Raw genomic sequence first — 18,476 nt, 5'->3', positions numbered from 1 at the left:
AACGATGGCACCACGATTGATAAAGGCCCTGGGAGCGGGGCTGGCGGTGGTCCTGGTCGCGGCGGGTTGTGGCGGCGACGGGGGCGGCGGCGACGAGAAGGAGTCGTCCGGGCTGACCGGTGTCGTGCTCGGCACGACCGACAAGCCGACCAGCACGGACCCGGCCGGCGCGTACGACCTGCCGTCCTGGACGATCATCTACAACGTCTACCAGAACCTGTTGAAGATCCCGACGACCTCGGTCAAGCCGGTCGGGGACGCGGCCGAGAAGTGCGATTTCACCGATCCGACCACGTACGTCTGTACCCTGCGCGACGGGCTCACGTTCTCCAACGGGGACCCGCTGACCTCGGCGGACGTGAAGTTCTCGTTCGACCGCGTTGTCAAGATCAACGATCCGGCCGGGCCGTCGTCGTTGTTCGCGAACATGAAGTCGATCGACGCGACCGACCCGAAGACCGTCACGATGCACCTCGACCACGCGGACGCTACGTGGCCGTCGGTGCTGACCACGGGCGCCGGCGCGATCGTGCCGTCGAAGGTGTTCCCGCCGGACAAGAAGCTCGACAACAGCGCCGCGATCGGCTCCGGACCGTACAAGATCTCGAAGTACACCGACGGCCAGCAGGTGGTGTTCGCGCCCAACGAGAAGTATTCGGGCGACGACCAGCTCAAGAACAACTCGTTCATCCTGCAGTACTTCGACCAGGCGTCGGCGCTCAAGCTGGCGGTCGAGCAGGGTGACGTCGACGTGGCGTACCGGGGCCTGGCTCCTTCCGATCTGGAGGCGCTGAAGTCGTCGAACGGCGTCAAGGTGGTGGAGGGCAACAGCACCGAGATCCGGTACATGGTGTTCCAGGCGGGCAGCGCGCCGTTCAACAACAAGGCGGTCCGGCAGGCGGTGGCCCAGGTCATCGACCGCGAGGCGATCGCCAAGAACGCGTACGACGGGCAGGTCACGCCGCTGTACTCGATGATCCCGGAGGGTCTCGACTACCGGACCGACATCTTCAAGGAGAAGTTCGGCGCGCCGGACAAGGCGAAGGCCAAGGCGATCCTGGACGCGGCCGGGGTCACCACGCCGGTGAACGCCACGATCTGGTGGACGCCGAGTCACTACGGGCCGAACGCGGCCGACGAGTACGCCGAGGTCAAGCGGCAGCTCGAGGAGAGCGGCCTGTTCAAGGTCGAGCTCAAGAGCACCGAGTGGCAGCAGTACCAGACCGCGTTCAAGGGCGGTCAGTACCCGGCCTGGCAGCTCGGCTGGTTCCCGGACTTCCCGGACCCGGACAACTACTCGGCGCCGTTCCTGGACGGCAAGGGTGGCTACTACAAGAACGGCTACCTCAACCCGAAGCTGACCGACCTGGTCGCCACCGAGCAGGGCAGCACCGACGCGACCAAGCGGGGTGACGCGTTCGCGCAGATCCAGCAGATCACCGCCGAGGACGTGCCGATGGTCCCGATCTGGCAGGGCAAGCAGCTCGCCGCCGTCCGTGACGGCGTGACCGGTGTGGAGGACACGTTCGACCCGTCCTTCACGTTCCGGTTCTGGCTGGTCGGTAAGAGCAGCTAAGCAAACAGAGTCTTTAGTCCGCTCTTGGGTGGCGGGAGGGGAGGTTGGCGGGGTGGGGGCAGTGAGGTCCGGGTCGCTGGCCCGTTACATAGGCACCAGGTTGTTGCTGGCCATCCCGATGGTCTGGATCTTGCTGACCATGGTTTTCGTGCTGATGCGCGTCGCGCCGGGTGACCCGGTCAGCGCCGCGCTGGGTGCCCGGCTCTCGGCGGACCAGCTCGCCGAGCGCCGGGCCGCGGCCGGGTTCGACGCGCCGATCCTGCAGCAGTACTGGGATTTCCTCGGCCACATCGTCCGGCTCGACTTCGGCCGGACGCTGACCGACAACCGGCCGGTCACCGACATCATCGTGGAGAACGGCGGGGCGACGCTGACGCTGACGCTGGCGGCGGTCATCCTGGCGGTGCTGTTCGGGTTGCCGATGGGCCTGCACGCCGGGCGCCGTCGCGACAAGCCGGACGACATCGTCATCCGCCTGTTCGGCATCCTCACCTTCGCCGCGCCGGTCTTCTTCGTCGGCCTGCTCTTCCAGTTGTTCTTCGGCAAAGCGCTGGGCTGGCTGCCCACCTCGGGACAGGCCAGCCCGGTGGTCCAGGCCACGGTCGAGACCAAGACGCACATCCTGCTGCTCGACACCATCATCGCGGGCGACGGCGAGGCGACCGGGGACGTGCTGAAACATCTGGTCCTGCCGGCCGTCACGCTGGGCCTGCTCACGCTCGGGGTGCTGGTCCGGATGACCCGGGTCAACGTGATCCAGACGCTGGGCAGCGACTACGTCGAGTCGGCCCGGGCGCGCGGCATCCCGGACCGGACGGTGGTGGTGCGGCACGCGTTACGCAACGCCCTGGTCCCGGTGATCACGGTGATGGGCCTGCAGGCCGCGTTGCTGCTCGGCGGCGCGGTCCTCACCGAGCAGACGTTCAACTGGCCCGGCATCGGCAACCAGCTCGTCGACTACCTGAACAACCGGGACTACACCGCGGTGCAGGGCATCATCACGTTCTTCGCGCTCGTGGTCGTGCTGATCAGCCTGCTCATCGACATCATCAACGCACTCGTCGACCCGAGGATCCGATACTGATGGCCGGTCGATTCCGCCGGACTCTCGCCACCGTCCGGTCCACCGGGGCGGTGCCCCGCTGGCTGCTCTACATCGGCGGTGCGACGGTCCTGGTCTTCACTTTGGTCGCGCTTGCGGCACCCCTGATCGCCCCGTACGACTTCGACCAGTACCGCAGCGACGGGACCCGTTTCCCGAAGCTCGGCCATCCGTCCGGTGACCATCCGTTCGGGACCACGGTGCAGTCGCTCGACGTGCTGTCCCGGGTGATCTGGGGGGCCCGCACGGCACTGGAGGTGGTCGTCCTCGCCGTGGTCTTCTCGCTGATCATCGGGGTGGCGCTGGGCCTGATCTCCGGGTTCGTGGGCGGCTGGCTGGACCGCGTGCTGGTATTGCTGATGGACGCGCTGTTCGCCTTCCCGTACCTGTTGCTGGCCATCGTGTTGTCGTTCCTGCTCTCCGACGCGATCGGCAGCGGCGTGGTGACGACCGCGCTGGCCATCACCGTGGTCTACGTGCCGCAATACTTCCGGGTGGTACGAGGTTCGACGATGAGCGCCCGGGAACTGCCCTATGTGGAGGCCGCCCGGGTGATCGGGGCCAAGCCGCGCACCATCATCGTGCGGTACCTGCTCGCCAACGTCGTGCAGAGCGTGCCGGTGGTCGCCACCCTCAACGCCGGCGACGCGATCCTGACGCTGGCCGGGCTGGGCTTCCTCGGCTACGGCATCCAGCCCACCGAGGCCGCCGAGTGGGGGTACGACCTGCAGCGGGCGGTCTCCGACGCGAACGCCGGCATCTGGTGGACCGCGCTGTACCCGGGCCTGGCCATCACCGTGCTGGTGGTCGCGCTCACCATCCTGGGGGAGGGGCTCAACGAGGTGCTGAACCCGACGCTGCGCCGGCGCCGGGCGTTCGCCTTCCTGCTGCCCGGCCGTTCCGCGTCCACGCAGGCGCCCGTTCTCGCCGCCAAGGAGCCCCGATGACCGTTCTGGACGTACGCGGCCTGCGAGTCTGGTATGGCAGCTCACGCGGCCCGGTCCGGGCCGTCGACGGCGTCGACCTGGCGATCGGGGCCGGTGAGGTCGTCGGCCTGGTGGGCGAGTCCGGTTCCGGCAAGTCCACATTGGGCAAGGGCTTGCTCGGGCTGCTCCCGGACGGCGCGCAGATGGACGGTGACGTGACGCTGCGCGGCGAACCGGTCGACGCGCGGGAGCTGCGCCGGCGCCGGGGCAGCGAGGTCGGCCTGGTGTTCCAGGAACCGATGACCCGGCTCGACCCGCTCATGCGCATCAGCGAGCACTTCACCGAGCTGCTGAAGGTGCACGACCCGGGAGTCTCGAAGGCGCAGCGCGAGAAGCGGGCCCTCGCGGCGCTGCGCGACGTCGGCATCCCGCCGTCGCGCTACCAGCAGTACCCGCACGAGTTCTCCGGCGGCATGCGGCAGCGCATCATGGTCGCGCTGACCCTGGTGCTGCGCCCGGCCCTGGTCATCGCGGACGAGCCGACCACGGCGCTGGACGTGCTGGTGGAGGGGCAGATCCTGGCGATGCTGTCGGAGTTGCGGGTGACCTATCAGATGGCACTGCTGCTCATCACGCACGACCTCGGCGTGGTGGCCGAGACGTGCGACCGGGTCGCGGTCATGTACGCGGGCCGCATCGTCGAGCAGGGCGACGTGCGGACCGTGTTCCGCGACCCGTCGCACCCGTACACGCGCGAGCTGCTGCGCTCGACGATCTCGCTGGCCACGTCGGAGCTGCATTCCATCGGCGGCGCGCCACCCGACCTGGTCGATCCGCCGAGCGGGTGCCGGTTCCATCCGCGCTGCCCGGACGTCATGCCGATCTGTTCGTCGCAGGACCCGCTCACGTCGCGTCTCGCCGACGGCCGGCGGGTCGAATGCTGGCTCAGGGGGTCCCGTGTCGACGCTCGTTGAGGTCTCCAAGCTCTCGGTGCACTTCACGCTGCGCGGCGGCGCGCTGAGCCGGCTGACCGGCCGGGGCTCGGCGGTGGTCCGGGCGGTCGACGGCGTCGACCTGACGCTGCGGCGCGGCGAGGTGCTCGGGCTGGTCGGCGAGTCCGGCAGCGGCAAGACCACGCTCGGCCGGGCGCTGCTCGGGCTGGTGCCCGCGACCGCCGGCAGCATCCGCTTCGACGGCACCGAGCTGGCCGGGCTGCCGGAACGCCGGATCCGGCCGCTGCGGCGCCGGATGCAGATGGTGTTCCAGGATCCGCACGCCGCGCTCAACCCCGCGATGGATCTGGGTACCGCGATCGGGCACCCGCTGAAGATCCACAAACTGACCTCCGGCGAGGCCGAGACCCGTACGCGCGTACTGGAAGCCTTGGAATTGGTGGGGTTGGCGCCGGCCGAGCGGTACTACTCGGCGTACCCGTCCGACCTGTCCGGCGGGCAGAAGCAGCGGGCGGTGCTGGCGCGCGCGGCCATCCTCGACCCCTCGCTGATCGTGGCCGACGAGCCGGTGTCCATGCTCGACATGAGCGTGCGGGCGCGGACCATCGAGCTGATGGCGTCGTTGCGCGACCGCCTCGACCTCACGTACGTGTACATCACCCACGATCTGGCCACGGCGAAGCTGTTCTGTGATCGGATCGCCATCATGTACCTCGGGCGGATCGTCGAGATCGGCTCGGTCGCGTCCATCTTCGAACAGCCGCGGCATCCGTACACGAAGGCGCTGCTGAAGGCCGTTCCGGTGCCGGACCCGTCCCGGTCGGCGCCGCGCGACCTGCCGCGCGGCGAGATCCCGGACGCGTCCCGGCCGCCCGCCGGGTGTGCGTTCCATCCGCGGTGCCCGGTGGCGTTCGAGCCGTGCGGGTGGACGGGGCGGGACCTGCGAGCACATCTCGAGGATCGGTGGACGCGGCTGGGCGCTTCGGCGTACGAGCAGGAATCCCGGGTTTTCGCGGATTTCCCGGATCTGGAGTTCTCGCCGGTCGGCGACGTTGTGGTCGCGCCCGGTCGCCTGCACACCGCGTCCGACGTCCTGACGGTTCTGAACGACGCGCGCGCGGACGCGCCGGACGACCCTTTGTGGCGCGGCGTGACGTCGATGTCCGTGCGCGACGGGAAGGTGGTGGTGGGGTTCGCGTCGCCGGTGGAGCCCCGCCTGCTGCCGTCTCCGGGCGGGTCCGGGCACGTCGCGTGCCATCTCCATCACCCGTCGTAAGCCGCGCCGGAATGCTGCGACACATGTACATGTAACTATCAGCTTGATCAGTTATACGGTCGGCGCACCCGCCCTGCGAACAAGAGGTGTTTGATGCGCTTGACCAAGAGACTGCTGGCCGCGGCGGCGGCCAGCCTCGTGACGATCGGGGTGTGCACACTCCCGGGCGCGCCCGCGTCGGCGGCGCCCGACCCGGCCAGCGGGCCGTTCAAGGTGCTCGACCCGCAGAACTGGGAAAACCCGGACGACATGACCACCGCGGACTTCACGGCGCCGCCCGGCACCGACTGGGCCAACCCGAGCGTCCGCGGCTCGGTTCGCAACTTCAACATCGCGCTGGTCACGCTGGACTACCCGGACGAGCCGTTCGTGGTCACCCAGCGGGCCCGGTCGACGATCTTCGGCAACCCGCAGCCGTCGGCGTCCGGCCTCAGCAAGGACGCGGTGCCCGGCTTCTACCGTGACCTGCTGAACAAGCCGCAGACGCTCAACGGTGGCCACACCATGCACGAGTACTGGATGGAGGACTCCGGCGGCCGCTACGGCGTCGACCTCACCAGCTTCGGCGTGTACACGCTGCCGTCGAAGTCATACCAGTACGGCATCACCAACGACATGAACCCGGGGATGTGCCCGCCCGCGGACACCTGTAACAAGAACATCCGCACCGACGGGCTGGCGCTGTGGCGCAACGCCGTCGGCGCCGAGGAAGCGGCCAAGTACGAACTGGTCTTCATCCTCTCGGCCGGGCAGGACGAGTCGTCCACCTGGCAGGAGTTCGGCGAGATGAAGTTCAACAAGGACGCCATTCCGGAGAACTTCGGGCCGCCGGACGCGACCATGCCTAACTACGCCAAAACCCGGTACGTGGACTGGACGTCCTGGGCGTCGGCGTCGACGATCTGGCCCAACGCCGGCGGCGGATCGTCCACCCAGGCGGAGAGCTCCGGCATGGGCACGTACGCGCACGAGCTCAGTCACCTGCTGTCGATCGGCGACAACTACAACAATCCGTTCAGCGTGCCCGCCCGCCGCGACTACACGGGACCGTTCAGCATGATGTCCCGGGGATCGTTCAACGGGCCCGGCGGACCGCACACCCGATGGCAGATCCCCTCGGTGCAGGGCGGTTCGATGGGTTCGCTGCACACGCTGCGGGACAAGGCGAAGATCGGGCTCGTCGACGAGAAGAACGTGCTGCGGTTGTCGCGCGAGGCGCTGGCCGGCTCCGGCCTCATCGTCGCGAAGATCACCTCACGTGCGGTGGACCCCGGCAACGGGCTCATGGGCGTCAACGTGGCGATGAACGCCGACCGGGAAACCCCGTGCAACGTCAACGAGGACCCGATGTGCGACGGCGGTAACTTCAACAACTACACGCTCGAAGTGATCGACCGGATGGGCGCGGACTCGTACCAGCCCGACCACGGCGTGATGATCAGCAAGACGAAGAACGCCGACAGCGCGCCGTTCCAGTGGACGATCGACGCCAACCCGCAGGACCTCAACCTGATCGACTTCTACCGCCCGGACGGTACGGCTCAGAAGATCACTATCGGTGACTACCGGCAGTTGTCGGACGCGTTGTTCCACGCCGGTAGCCGCTCGGGCAGCGAGTACGAGTACACCGACACCCAGAACCGGCTGCACTTCTACATCCTGGACATGCAGCGTGACAAGGAAGGCGTGCTGTCGTACACGGTGGCCATCCAGTCGCTGGACGGTGCCGGTGGGCCGTCGACGCACGGGGTGGCGCTGAGCAACGGCTCGGTGGCCACCGACGGGCAGCCCACCAAGAAGGGGGTGTCCTGCGCGTTCGACCTGACCAACACCGGTGTGTACTCGTCCGGTGGGCAGGCACACCCGGAGGACGCGACCAAGTTCCTGACGTCCGACGTATACCGGCTTTCGAGCACGGTGACCGGCAACGGGTGGCAGGCGGTCCTGCCCAACGCGCTGGCCACGGCGAAGTTCGGCGGCACGGCGAAGGTCAAGGTGGCGGTGGCCGCGACGGCTTCCGCTTCCAACGCGGGCGTCGTGCACCTGACGGCGACGTCGGTGAGCGACCCGTCGAAGACGGTGACCAAGACGTGCCGCGTCACTAAGTAGGGCTTTCCCGCCCTGGAGCCGCCTCCGACGCACTTGCCGGGGGCGGCTCCGGCGCTCTCGTGCCCCTCAGGCCACTTCGACGCGCACTCCTGGCATCGAGGGCGTGCCCGCGAACCAGGCCAGGCGCCGGCCACCCGCGAAAATGCTTTCGTGCTCCACGAGGCCGGCTTCGCCGCCGGCTTCCAGATGGGCCGCGCGCACGCCGACGTGGTGGAAGCCGTATGGCTGGTCGCCGCCGAGGACGTCGTCGCCGCTCGCTTCGAGCAGTTCGACCGACATCCTGCCGATCGACGCGAATGCGTTGTGCACGACCGTGTCGATCACCTTGCCATCGTGACGGAGCTGCATGGTCCGTTTTGAAACAGCACCGAAGGAAATTCCGAACATGCTTTCCCACGCGGTGATCGCGGTCGGTAAGTCGGGCACTAGGAAAGCAATGTGATCGAGCCGAGCCGCAGCGGTCGTCATCTCATTCTCCTCATTGTGTCGGCCGGGCAGAGATGTTCGCACCAGCTCAACTTTGGCACGGCGTCCCACCGGTTCGGGCTGCTTAACAGGCACTGGCAGGACCAGCTAAGGGGCTCGTCATTCTGGGGCTTCAGCCCGATCGATCATCGAGCGGGAACTCGACCGTGAGCTAACTAATAGTCGTCGCTCTCGCTGTCCCGGTGGCCTCGCGAAATAATTCTGTCATGGTTGCGAGTGGTGAGTTGCGGGCCTTTTTGATGTCGCGGAGAGCGGCGATCGACCCTGCTTCCGTCGGCTTGCCACAGTCACCCGTGCAGCGGCGGGCGCGGGGCCTACGGCGTGCGGAGGTGGCGGCCCTGTCCGGCGTCAGCGTCGACTACTACGCCCGCCTCGAACAGGGTCGTGTCGGTGTGGTCTCCGACCAGGTGCTCACCGCGATCGAGGACGCGCTGCACCTGGATTCGCTGGAACGCCAGCACCTCCGCGCGCTGGTCGTTCCGCATCGGTTCCCGGGCCGGCGTCAACCCCCGGTGACGGCGCGCCCCCGCGCCGCCCTGCAGACACTTGTCGCATCGATGGACCCGATCCCCGCACTCCTCCTGAGTCGCAGGCTTGACGTGCTCCTCTCCAATCGGGCGGCGCGGATTCTGTCGGCCGACTTCGACGCGATGCCAGTCGCCGAGCGCAACATCGTGCGATGGCTGTTCCTCGACCCGCGGACCCGGGTGCTGTTTCCGCAGTGGGAGGAGGTCGCGGCCGAAGCAGTCGCGGCACTGCGCGCCAACCGCAACCCCCACGTCCAGGATGACGAACTGGAGCGGCTGGTCGGCGTGCTGAAAACAGCGTCCGCCGACTTCGCGCGGATGTGGGCCGACTATCGGCTCTACCAGCACGGTCACGGCCGGAAGCAATTCCTCCACGAGGCCGTCGGAGTGATCACGGTGAACTGGGAAACCCTGCCCATCCCCGGGGCCGACGGTGCGTTCATCTCGGCCTACACCCCCGATGTGGGCTCACCGTCCGAGGAGAGGCTACGTTTTCTGGTAACCGGAACGGGCGCCGGGTCTCCGGCATAGAGTCACGCCATGCCGACCACGTTGGAGGGACGCCGGCCCGATGGCCTCCGCCGAATGGCCTCGATCCAACATGTTGTGGCGCTGGTTCACCGAGCCCCGCTGGCGGGATTCGGTGGAGCCGACGGCGCGGCACGAGAGCACAAGCCACTCCCTGGTGGCCGATCTGCGCGTCACCCTCGCGCCGCAATGCGAGAACACCGATGCACTGGAGCTTTGGCACCGGTTACTGGCCGTGAGCGACTATTTCGCGCGGACGTGGGCTGAGCACCGAGCCACCGCGGAACCCTGTGCTCCGAAGCGGATCGAGCACGACGACGTCGGCAGGATCGATCTGGAAACGACGGTGGTACGGAGCACGATCTCCACCCAGCGCCTCGTCCTGATGCAACCGGCGCGCAGCGACCAGCTGTCCGCCGAGCGGCTGTCCCGGCTGGTCCGCTGACGTATACAAACGATGCCTGGTTGCGTTCCCCGGAAGGTCTTAGCGTCGGTACGTGACTCAAGCAATCACCTCCCCGAGAATTGCGATCATCCTCGGTAGCACCAGGCCCGGCCGCCGAGGCGAGGCCGTCGCTCAGTGGGTGTACGACCGTGCCTCGAAGCGCGACGACGCCCAGTTCGAGATCGTCGACTTGCGGGACTACGAGCTGCCCCTCCTCGACGAGGTCAACTCGCCAGTGGCCAACCGGTATCAGAACGACCACACCAAGACCTGGGCCGCGAGAATCGCCCGATTTGACGGCTACCTGTTCGTCACCCCCGAATACAATCGCAGCACCTCCGGCGCGCTCAAGAACGCCATCGATTACCTGTACGCCGAGTGGAACAATAAGGCGGCCGGGTTCATCGGCTATGGCGCGACGGCTGGCGGTGCCCACGCCATCGACCACCTGCGCGGGATGATGGCCGAGCTACAGATCGCCCACGTGCGCGCCCAGGTCACGTTCGATGTCATGACCGAGTGGGAAGACAACCTCACGACGTTCACCCCGCGAGGGCACCGCGAGGATGAGCTCACGAGAGAACTCGACCAACTGATCCGCTGGTCCAACGCCATGCGGATCGCGCGCGCCGGAGCCTGACCGTCACGACGGCCGCTCCGGTGCCGGGGCGGCCGTCATCCGTTTTTGGGATCTCTTCGATACTCACTGTTGCCGATCGCGTCCGGGATGCAGATGGCGATGGCCGGACGACCCATGAGCGAACGTTGCCGGTTGATGGTGGCCGCCATGGCGTCTCCGTCCTCGATGGAGCACGGAATCTCCTTGAGGGTCTGATACGGACGCGTGGTACTGACGACGAAGAGCTGGGCCATGGGGTTGTGCTCCCTGTGTGCCGGGCCGGAATCTCGACTTCTCACGAAGAATTCCAGGCTTGCGCGAGCGGGCTGCCACCGCACCATTTATGTGACCGAGCCGACCCCCATTAGCGCGCACTGCGAGTACCAGCCTAGGGGGTACGTGCCAAACCATTCTCCCGATGGACCGTCACTGCTCGAATGGAGGCGACCCACGCCGCACTCACCAGAAGGAAAGAACGTTGACCCAGCTGACTGACGCCTACGCCGCCATCGCGAAATCCGGGCGTATGGAAAAAACTCGAATCCCGCGCCGCGAGACCGGCCGATTCGACGTCAGGATCGACATCGCCTACACGGGCGTGTGCCACTCCGACCCGCTCCAAATCGACGGAGCATGGGGCGCCGGCATCTATCCCATGGTCCCCGGTCACGAGTCCACCGGCCTCGTCACGGAGGTCGGCCCCGAGGTCACCAAGTTTCAGGTCGGTGACCGGGTCGGCATCGGGAACTACATCGACAGCGATCGGACGTGCTGGTTCTGTCTCAACGGAATGGAGCACTACTGCCGGAATCTCAACGTCACGTACAACGGCTACGACAAGTCGGGCGAGCCGACATACGGCACCTACTCCCGCTCGATCGTCGTCGACGAGAACTATCTGGTACGAATCCCAGGCAGCCTCGATCTCGCGGCCGCAGCCCCGCTCATGTGCGCCGGCATCACCGTCTACTCGCCGTTACGACACTTCAACGTGGGCCCGGGCACCAAGATCGGCATCATCGGCCTGGGCGGCCTGGGCCACCTCGCGGTGAAGTTCGCCCATGCCCTCGGCGCCGAAGTCACCGTGCTCAGCCACGGCACCAGCAAGAAGGACGACGCCTTCGCCTTCGGAGCAGACGACTACCGGAACACCGCCGAGCCGGACACCTTCGTCGAACGCGCCGAATACTTCGACATCATCATCTGCACCGTCTCGGCCGCTCTCAACTTCGACCAGCTCCTGTCGCTGGTCGCGTTCGACGGCACGTTCGTCAACCTCGGCGCTCCGGACGGGCCCGTGTCGATCGGCATGTTCTCCCTGATCCTGACCCGGATCTCCTTCACCTCGTCGGCCATCGGCAGCATCCATGAAACCCAGGAGATGCTCGACTTCTGCGTCAAGCACGGCATCACCTCCGAGATCGAGCAGATCCCCGCCGAGGGCATCAACGACGCCCTCGACTCCCTTCGCGAACACGGAGGTAGCAAGGTGCGCTACCGCTACGTCATAGATGCCAGCACCATCTGAAGTCCTGAGCGGATTGAACAGCCGCCAACCTAGTTTTCGTCCGGCGCCGCCCCGACTCAGTGGTCGGGGCCGGCGCCCTTGTCGGTGGGACAGCCCGGTCGTGCGTGAGGAGATGGTGTCGCGCTCAGCCGGGCGAAACCTCGGGGACTGTTCGGCGAGGCGTACCGGCTCGGGGTTCGAAAGGGTCTAATCGGCATAGACGGAACGCTCTGACCAGCGGCTATTCGCTTCCTCTGCGCAAGTCCGAAGAGATTCGCATGGCAATAGACTTGCGTCAGCGGCAATATCGCCTTCGGCTGGCCGTCGCTCGCGGGAAATCTGGCGGGACGAGCGTCCGGGATGTCGCATCCCGGAGCCGGAGGTCTTGACCGTCATGTCGAAGTTATCCCGTAGGACTCTTCTCGGTGGTGCCGCCGCGATCACCGGAGCGGCCGCCGTCGGCGCCTCGATCGCCGATCCCGCTGAGGCGGCCGGTCGGCCGCGCCACCCGCACGGTGACATCCGCGACGTCCAGCACGTCGTCGTGATCATGCAGGAGAACCGCAGTTTCGATCACTATTTCGGCAGCATGAAGGGGGTGCGCGGGTTCGGGGACCGGTCGACGATTCAGCTGCCGGGCGGCAAGAGTGTCTGGGAGCAGCCGGTCACGCCGACGGACGGCGCGGCCACGCAATATCCGTGGCGGCTCAGCGGCGCCAAGAGCTGGCAAGGGGCCACGCCGCCGAGTGCGGAGCTGGGTGCGGCCAACTACGGCGGTACGAGTCACGGCTGGGACGATCAGCACGGCGCCTGGTTCGGCGGGCTGATGAACGGCTGGTACTACGCGAAGGGCGGCCCGACGACGCTCGGCTATCTCGACCGCGCCGACCTGCCGTTCCACTATGCGCTCGCCGACGCGTACACGATCGGCGACGCTTACCACTGCTCGGTGCTGAGCGCTACCGGGCCGAACCGCACCTATCTGTGGGGCGGGACCATCAACGCCGACCGCAAGCACGGCGAATTCATCGCCAACGAAGGCGGTGACGAGCTCGGCGAGAATCTGCCCTGGCAGTCGTACGCCGAGACGCTGCAGGCCGCCGGGGTCAAATGGCGCGTTTACCAGTGCGCCGACGACTACGGCGACAACGGCCTCGAATACTTCGACACATTCGCCAAGCTCGACCCCTCGCAGGGTGGCCAGGCCGCTCCCGGAAATGTCTTCTACGACAACGGGGTGAAGAACGTTCCCGAGCCGGTCACCGGGCTCTCCGGGAACGCCGACAATCTCATCGCGGCGATTCGCGCCGATGTCGTCGGGGGCACGCTGCCGCAGGTCAGCTGGATCGTGAACAACCAGTTCTTCTCCGAACATCCGGTCACCGCGCCCAGCAACGGCGCCTATTTCCTGCGCGGCGTCTTCGAGGCGCTGAACGCCGACCCGGACGTCCTCAACTCCACCGTGGTGATCATCAACTACGACGAGAACGACGGGCAGTTCGACCACGTCCCGCCGCCCATGCCCACGCCCGGTGAGACGGACGAGTTCGTGCCGGGGACCATGACGGAGTACGGCGTCAACGCTCCGCTGCCGGTCGGGCTGGGCTTTCGCGTACCGCTGATCGTCGCCTCGCCCTGGTCCCGTGGCGGGTGGGTGACCTCGCAGGTGTCCGACCACACGTCGGTCATCCAGTTCATCGAGAAGTGGACGACCGCGATCGGCAAGCCGGCCATCTCGCCGAACATCAGCCGGTGGCGGCGCTCGATCTGCGGCGACCTGACGAGCGCGTTCGACTTCACGTCACCCGTGTACGGCCTGCCGCACCTGCCGGACACCGGGGCGCTGATCCCGGAGACCCGCTATACGCCGCTGCCGGGTGACAACACGATGCCCCGTCAGGAGGCGGGGACCAAGCGGGCCCGGCCGGTGTCCTGCCAGCCGAACGCCGTCTTGACCGGCTTCCGGGGTGGGAAGGCGACGTTCTCGTTCACCAACGCGGCGCCGTTCGTTACCAAGGCGAGCCACTTCGCGGTTTACGACAACCTTGCCGGGGTGCCGTCGCTTTCGGAGTATCCGGGCGCGTTCCCGGGGCAGTACACCGTGCGGCCGCACGCGACCGTTGCCGGCACCGGGCCGGTGGACGGCTCCCGCTACGACCTTACCGTCACCGGGCCGAACCGGTTCCTGCGCCGCTTCACCGGCGACCTGGCCGCAGTCGGCAAGGACCTCTCGGTCGACGTGACGTACTACGAGGGCCGGTCGGAACGCGAGCCCCAGCTGCGGCTGTCGCTCGCCAACCACGGCAAGTCGGCGGTGACGTTCACGATCACGCACAACCACTACAACTCGGCGCGGCCGCACACCATCAAGGTTGCTCCGCACGGCAAGGAAGAGACGGTGATCGACCCGGTGCGGACCAGCCACGGCTGGTACGACGTGACGGTCACGACCCACAGCGACACGGCGTGGTCGCAGCGCTTCGTCGGTCACCTCGAGACCGGCAAGGACAGCATCACCGGCTGACCGTGGCGGTGCGGGCCGGTCGGTCCGGGCCCGCACCGCTCTGACCGCCGTTCGTAACGCCCGAAGACGCTCAGCACCACCATTCAGTTCCGATAGCGCGAGTGCCGGCCCGAGCCTCCACCCGAACGGTCACCCAAACCCGGCGCGCGACCCGTGCCGCGCTGGCCGCCCAGCAACGCCGGGTGCCGCGATCTCATTATTCGGGCGACAATGCCTGCATGATGGACGACCATCCGAAAAGGACGGTCGTTTTGTACCTGTCCGCCAACCTTTGTGACGGCCGGGCATCGCGTGATTGCGAGACCTTGGAGAGTTGTGCCCACATACGAGCCATAACTCTCCAAGGTCTCGAAAATACGGCCGCGGACACCTGAACGGGAGCATCGAAAGCGGTCAAAGGGCATGAAAGGGCGCCTGGTCCCGATGCGACCGATAGCCGAAGGCTGCCATCTGTCACGGGGCGGCTTATCACGAGCCGATTTGCCACGGCAATCTGTGGCGGGGCGACTATTGTGGCGATTTGTCACGGGGCGGCCTGCGGCGCGATTTGTCACGACGCGATTTGTCACGGCGCGATTTGTCACGGCGCGATTTGTCACGGCGCGATTTGTCACGGCGCGATTTGTCACGGCGCGATTTGTCACGGCGCGATTTGTCACGGCGCGATTGTTGCGCGGTGATTTGTCGCGGGCGAGGCCTCGCCCGCGCTCTCGCCATCGGCCGCACGCCATCGGCTCCACACCATCGGCCGCGCGCCGCGGGCCAGGCGCCGTCGGCCCGCCACGGCGGCGGGCGCGCGATCACGGCGCGCGACACGTTCGGCTGAACCGGTGGGCGTGACACGTTCGGCTGAAGCGGTGGGACAGCCCGGTCGTGCGCGAGGAGCTGTTGTTGCAACCAGCCGGGCGGAAACCCCGGAACTCCTCGCCGAGGCGTACGGGGAAGGGTCTTATTTGCGGTTATACAGGCGCATTGTCAGGGTGCCGAACACTGCCACGAGGGCCGCGCTTGCGATCAGCGTCCACATGACGGCGCCCATGTCCCAGCTGCCGGCCATGATGGAGCGGATCGCGGTGACCAGGTGGGAGATGGGGTTGACCTCGACGAACGCCTGCAGCCAACCCGGCATCGTGGACGGCTCGACGAAGACGTTGCTGAGGAAGGTCAGCGGGAACAGGACCAGCATGCTGACGCCCATCACGGATTTCTCGGAGCGCAGGAACAGGCCGAACATCGTCCAGATCCAGGAGAACGCGAACGAGAAGACGACCAGCAGGGCGATGCCGGCGAGCACGCCCATCAGGCCGCCGGCGGGGCGGAAGCCGAGGATCAGGCCGACGACCATGATGGTGGCGGCGGCCAGGATGTAGCGCAGGACGTCGCCGAAGATCATGCCGACCAGGGCGGCCGGGCGCCACACCGGCAGCGTGCGGAAGCGGTCGAAGACGCCCTTCTCGATGTCGGTGTTGAGGCCGACGCCGGTGTACATGGTGATCATCACGACGCTGGTGACCATGATGCCGGGCAGGAAGAACTGCAGGTACTCGCGGGTCGAGCCGGCGAGGGCGCCGCCGAACAGATACGTGAACATCAGCGTCATGATGATCGGGAACGCGGTCACGTCGAACAGCTGCTCGGGCACGTGCTTGATCTTCAGCATGGCGCGCCAGCCGAAGGCGATGGACGCGGCGAGCGCGCCGGGGCGGCCGGGTTTGTCGCCGCGCGCCAGGACGGCGCTCAGCGACTCGGCGGACGGGGTGTAGGCGGCGGGTTCGGTCACGGTGCTCATGCCACGGCCTCCTCGACGGCGACGGCGGGGCGGTCGGTCAGGGCCAGGAACACCTCGTCGAGGCTGGGCTGGCCGAGGGAGAAGTCGTCGACCACGATGCCGGCCTCGGCGAGCCGGCCGAGCACCCGCGCGGCATGCTCGGCGGCCCCGCGCTCGGACCCGGCGGCCTCGGCCCGCGCGGTCAGCGCGACCGGGTCGGGATCGAGCTGCACCGCGGTGCCCAGTTCCTCGGCCAGCACCCGCTCGGCGGCCGGTCGCTGATCCGGGTCGCGCAGCCGGACGTGCACAGTGCCGGCCCCGATCGAGGCTTTGAGCTCGCCGGGAGTGCCCTCGGCGATCACCGTGCCGTGGTCGATCACCGCGATCCGGCCGGCTAATCGGTCGGCCTCGTCGAGATATTGCGTGGTGAGCAGCACGGTCGTGCCGTGGGCGACCACCAGCCGCACGATGTCCCACACCTGGTTGCGGCTGCGCGGGTCGAGCCCGGTCGTCGGCTCGTCGAGAAACAGCAGGTCGGGCGTGTTGAGAATGCTGGCGCCGATGTCGATGCGCCGGCGCATGCCGCCCGAATACTTCTTCACCTGGCGGTCGGCGGCGTCGGTGAGCCCGAACGCCTCGAGCAGCCGCGCGGCACGCTCGCGCGCCTGGGATTTGGAATGGCCGAGGAGCCGGGCGAGCAGCACCAGATTCTCCGTGCCGGTCAGGTCCTCGTCGACCGAGGCGTACTGGCCGGTCAGGCTCACCCGGCTGCGGACCGCGTCGGCCTGGTGGATCACGTCGTGCCCGAACACGCGGGCGCTGCCGCCATCCGGGCGCAACAGCGTCGCCAGCATGCGCACCACGGTGGTCTTGCCCGCGCCGTTGGGCCCGAGCAGGCCGTACACGGTGCCGGCCGGCACCGACAGATCGACACCGTCGACGGCGCGGTTGTCACCGAACGTCTTCACGAGACCGGCGGTCTCGATGGCCGGTGTGGTCATGGTGGTCCCCCTCCGTTGGGCATGGCCGCATCGTCCCGTACGGGTGTGACATTTCTTGCCCGCAGCCGGTCGGCGCAACCCATTTTCGCCCGGAAAGGGGTGCGGCCGAGCGATTACGCCCGGCCGTTTCTCCTGGTCAGCCGCTACGCCGGTTGCCGTACTGCCGGGGGCTCTGCACGGAGCCGCGGCCGGCCGGCGGCTGCCCCTTGCCGAAGATTTCGGTGCGGCCGGGCGTCTTCTTGCCCTTGGCCCGCCGGGCCGCCCGGTTCTCGAAGACCTCCTCAGTCGGTTCGGCGTCGGTCGCGTCGGATTCGGCGGAAGAGTCGGACATGCGTGTCTCCCTTGATCGTTCGCCCCCGCCAGACGGGGGCGCACCGACGGTATCGCAGCCCGGTTGCGCCCCGAGAACGAACGCCTCACCCCACCGGGGATCTCTCCGGCACCGGAGAATCGACGAACAATGCGATCGACGCCGGGCGCGCCAGCAAGCCGATATAGGCCAGATCGAAAAGCGTGCACAGGGCACCGCAGACGAGAAAGAAAAGGCTGTGGCCGAGCACGCCGAAAGCGATTGTCGGCGCCAGCGTCCCGAGCCATTTGGCGACCGCGATCAACAGTGACTGCCCGGCCGTCCCACGACGAGTGACGAACATGTTGATGAACAGAATCGACATCAGCAGGTTCTGCAGAAACGCCGAGTAGGCGCTGCCCATCCGCGACCCGAACTCGTTGAGGAACAACAGTTGCAGAATGAACGAGGTGGCCAGCGCGAGCACGGTCCACGTCCCGAACACCCACCGCGCCCCGACCCGCCCGTAACGCAGATAGGTGTAGAGGATCCCGCAGTCGAGCAGCGCCCACAGCGCATCGATGAAGCCTTGAAAGAGAACCTCCCCGCCGGCCACGAGCGAGACGACCGCGTACAGCCCTTCCCACGACAGATTCAGTCCTAAGGCGAACAACGGCATCGCAAACGTCTTGTCGCGCATTCCGGCCCGGATCGCGGCGACGTAGACGACCCCCCACGCGAGCCCGCTGAGCGCGAGCAGAGAAACGAACAGCACAAACGCCCATGATCGTTTCTCGCGCAACGTCGTGGCATGTCCCAGAACGAGGGCCTCCGGTACGC

The 18,476-nt window shown here is 67.3% G+C and carries 17 protein-coding genes; 11 read left to right on the top strand and 6 right to left on the bottom strand.

Features of this window, described 5'->3' with window-relative positions; translation table 11 throughout:
* Nucleotides 1-4: 4 nt before the first annotated feature.
* From HH310_RS14850 to HH310_RS14825, 6 genes are all read left to right on the top strand, one after another.
* Nucleotides 5-1,576 carry an ABC transporter substrate-binding protein gene (locus HH310_RS14850; RefSeq protein ID WP_169176091.1) on the top strand — a complete coding sequence of 524 codons (1,572 nt, stop codon included), beginning with the start codon at nt 5-7 and terminating at the stop codon, nt 1,574-1,576.
* A 61-nt stretch (nt 1,577-1,637) separates the two neighbouring features.
* Nucleotides 1,638-2,660, top strand: a complete 1,023-nt coding sequence (locus HH310_RS14845) for an ABC transporter permease (RefSeq protein WP_211192137.1) — start codon at nt 1,638-1,640, stop codon at nt 2,658-2,660.
* Nucleotides 2,660-3,625 carry an ABC transporter permease gene (locus HH310_RS14840; RefSeq protein WP_169176090.1) on the top strand — a complete coding sequence of 322 codons (966 nt, stop codon included), beginning with the start codon at nt 2,660-2,662 and terminating at the stop codon, nt 3,623-3,625. Before HH310_RS14845 ends, HH310_RS14840 begins: the two co-directional genes overlap by 1 nt.
* On the top strand, nt 3,622-4,578 hold the full coding sequence (locus HH310_RS14835; protein WP_169176089.1) for an ABC transporter ATP-binding protein: 957 nt from the start codon (nt 3,622-3,624) through the stop codon (nt 4,576-4,578). The genes HH310_RS14840 and HH310_RS14835 overlap by 4 nt, the downstream gene beginning before the upstream one ends.
* The gene (locus HH310_RS14830; RefSeq protein WP_169176088.1) at nt 4,562-5,833 is read left to right on the top strand and encodes an ABC transporter ATP-binding protein; all 1,272 of its coding nucleotides are present in this window, start codon (nt 4,562-4,564) and stop codon (nt 5,831-5,833) included. The genes HH310_RS14835 and HH310_RS14830 overlap by 17 nt, the downstream gene beginning before the upstream one ends.
* A 93-nt stretch (nt 5,834-5,926) precedes the next feature.
* A complete protein-coding gene (locus HH310_RS14825; RefSeq protein WP_169176087.1) occupies nt 5,927-7,942 on the top strand; it encodes a M6 family metalloprotease domain-containing protein in 2,016 nt (671 codons plus the stop codon).
* A 66-nt stretch (nt 7,943-8,008) separates the two neighbouring features.
* On the opposite strand, the gene HH310_RS14820 is transcribed toward HH310_RS14825, so the two are convergent.
* The gene (locus HH310_RS14820; protein ID WP_169176086.1) at nt 8,009-8,410 is read right to left on the bottom strand and encodes a VOC family protein; all 402 of its coding nucleotides are present in this window, start codon (nt 8,408-8,410) and stop codon (nt 8,009-8,011) included.
* Nucleotides 8,411-8,634: 224 nt separating this feature from the next.
* Here HH310_RS14820 and HH310_RS14815 point away from each other — a divergent pair, with 224 nt between their 5' ends.
* The 3 genes from HH310_RS14815 to HH310_RS14805 all read left to right on the top strand — a co-directional run bounded on the left by HH310_RS14815 (nt 8,635) and on the right by HH310_RS14805 (nt 10,568).
* Entirely contained in the window at nt 8,635-9,486 is an 852-nt protein-coding gene (locus HH310_RS14815) for a helix-turn-helix transcriptional regulator (RefSeq protein ID WP_312034075.1), read from the top strand.
* Nucleotides 9,487-9,526: 40 nt separating this feature from the next.
* Nucleotides 9,527-9,928, top strand: a complete 402-nt coding sequence (locus HH310_RS14810) for a hypothetical protein (RefSeq protein ID WP_169176084.1) — start codon at nt 9,527-9,529, stop codon at nt 9,926-9,928.
* Between the two features lie 64 nt (nt 9,929-9,992).
* A complete protein-coding gene (locus tag HH310_RS14805; protein WP_169176147.1) occupies nt 9,993-10,568 on the top strand; it encodes an NADPH-dependent FMN reductase in 576 nt (191 codons plus the stop codon).
* 35 nt (nt 10,569-10,603) lie between these two features.
* On the opposite strand, the gene HH310_RS14800 is transcribed toward HH310_RS14805, so the two are convergent.
* On the bottom strand, nt 10,604-10,801 hold the full coding sequence (locus tag HH310_RS14800) for a hypothetical protein (protein WP_169176083.1): 198 nt from the start codon (nt 10,799-10,801) through the stop codon (nt 10,604-10,606).
* Nucleotides 10,802-11,025: 224 nt separating this feature from the next.
* Between HH310_RS14800 and HH310_RS14795 the strand changes: the two genes are divergently transcribed.
* Both HH310_RS14795 and HH310_RS14790 read left to right on the top strand, forming a co-directional pair.
* Complete coding sequence (locus HH310_RS14795; RefSeq protein ID WP_312034074.1) at nt 11,026-12,075, top strand: NAD(P)-dependent alcohol dehydrogenase; 1,050 nt, start codon at nt 11,026-11,028, stop codon at nt 12,073-12,075.
* Nucleotides 12,076-12,448: 373 nt separating this feature from the next.
* Nucleotides 12,449-14,578 carry a phosphocholine-specific phospholipase C gene (locus HH310_RS14790; protein ID WP_169176081.1) on the top strand — a complete coding sequence of 710 codons (2,130 nt, stop codon included), beginning with the start codon at nt 12,449-12,451 and terminating at the stop codon, nt 14,576-14,578.
* Between the two features lie 949 nt (nt 14,579-15,527).
* Here HH310_RS14790 and HH310_RS14785 read toward each other — a convergent pair.
* From HH310_RS14785 to HH310_RS14770, 4 genes are all read right to left on the bottom strand, one after another.
* Entirely contained in the window at nt 15,528-16,367 is an 840-nt protein-coding gene (locus HH310_RS14785) for an ABC transporter permease (protein ID WP_169176080.1), read from the bottom strand.
* Nucleotides 16,364-17,347 carry an ATP-binding cassette domain-containing protein gene (locus HH310_RS14780; RefSeq protein ID WP_169176079.1) on the bottom strand — a complete coding sequence of 328 codons (984 nt, stop codon included), beginning with the start codon at nt 17,345-17,347 and terminating at the stop codon, nt 16,364-16,366. Before HH310_RS14780 ends, HH310_RS14785 begins: the two co-directional genes overlap by 4 nt.
* 136 nt (nt 17,348-17,483) lie before the next feature.
* Nucleotides 17,484-17,678 carry a hypothetical protein gene (locus HH310_RS14775; protein ID WP_169176078.1) on the bottom strand — a complete coding sequence of 65 codons (195 nt, stop codon included), beginning with the start codon at nt 17,676-17,678 and terminating at the stop codon, nt 17,484-17,486.
* 85 nt (nt 17,679-17,763) lie between these two features.
* Complete coding sequence (locus tag HH310_RS14770) at nt 17,764-18,438, bottom strand: hypothetical protein (RefSeq protein WP_211192136.1); 675 nt, start codon at nt 18,436-18,438, stop codon at nt 17,764-17,766.
* Nucleotides 18,439-18,476: the final 38 nt, after the last annotated feature.

It is taken from the genome of Actinoplanes sp. TBRC 11911 (assembly GCF_012933445.1).
Classification (GTDB): Bacteria; Actinomycetota; Actinomycetes; order Mycobacteriales; family Micromonosporaceae; genus Actinoplanes.
Note: the sequence above shows the minus strand (reverse complement) of the source record. Positions and strands in the feature narration are given on the sequence as shown.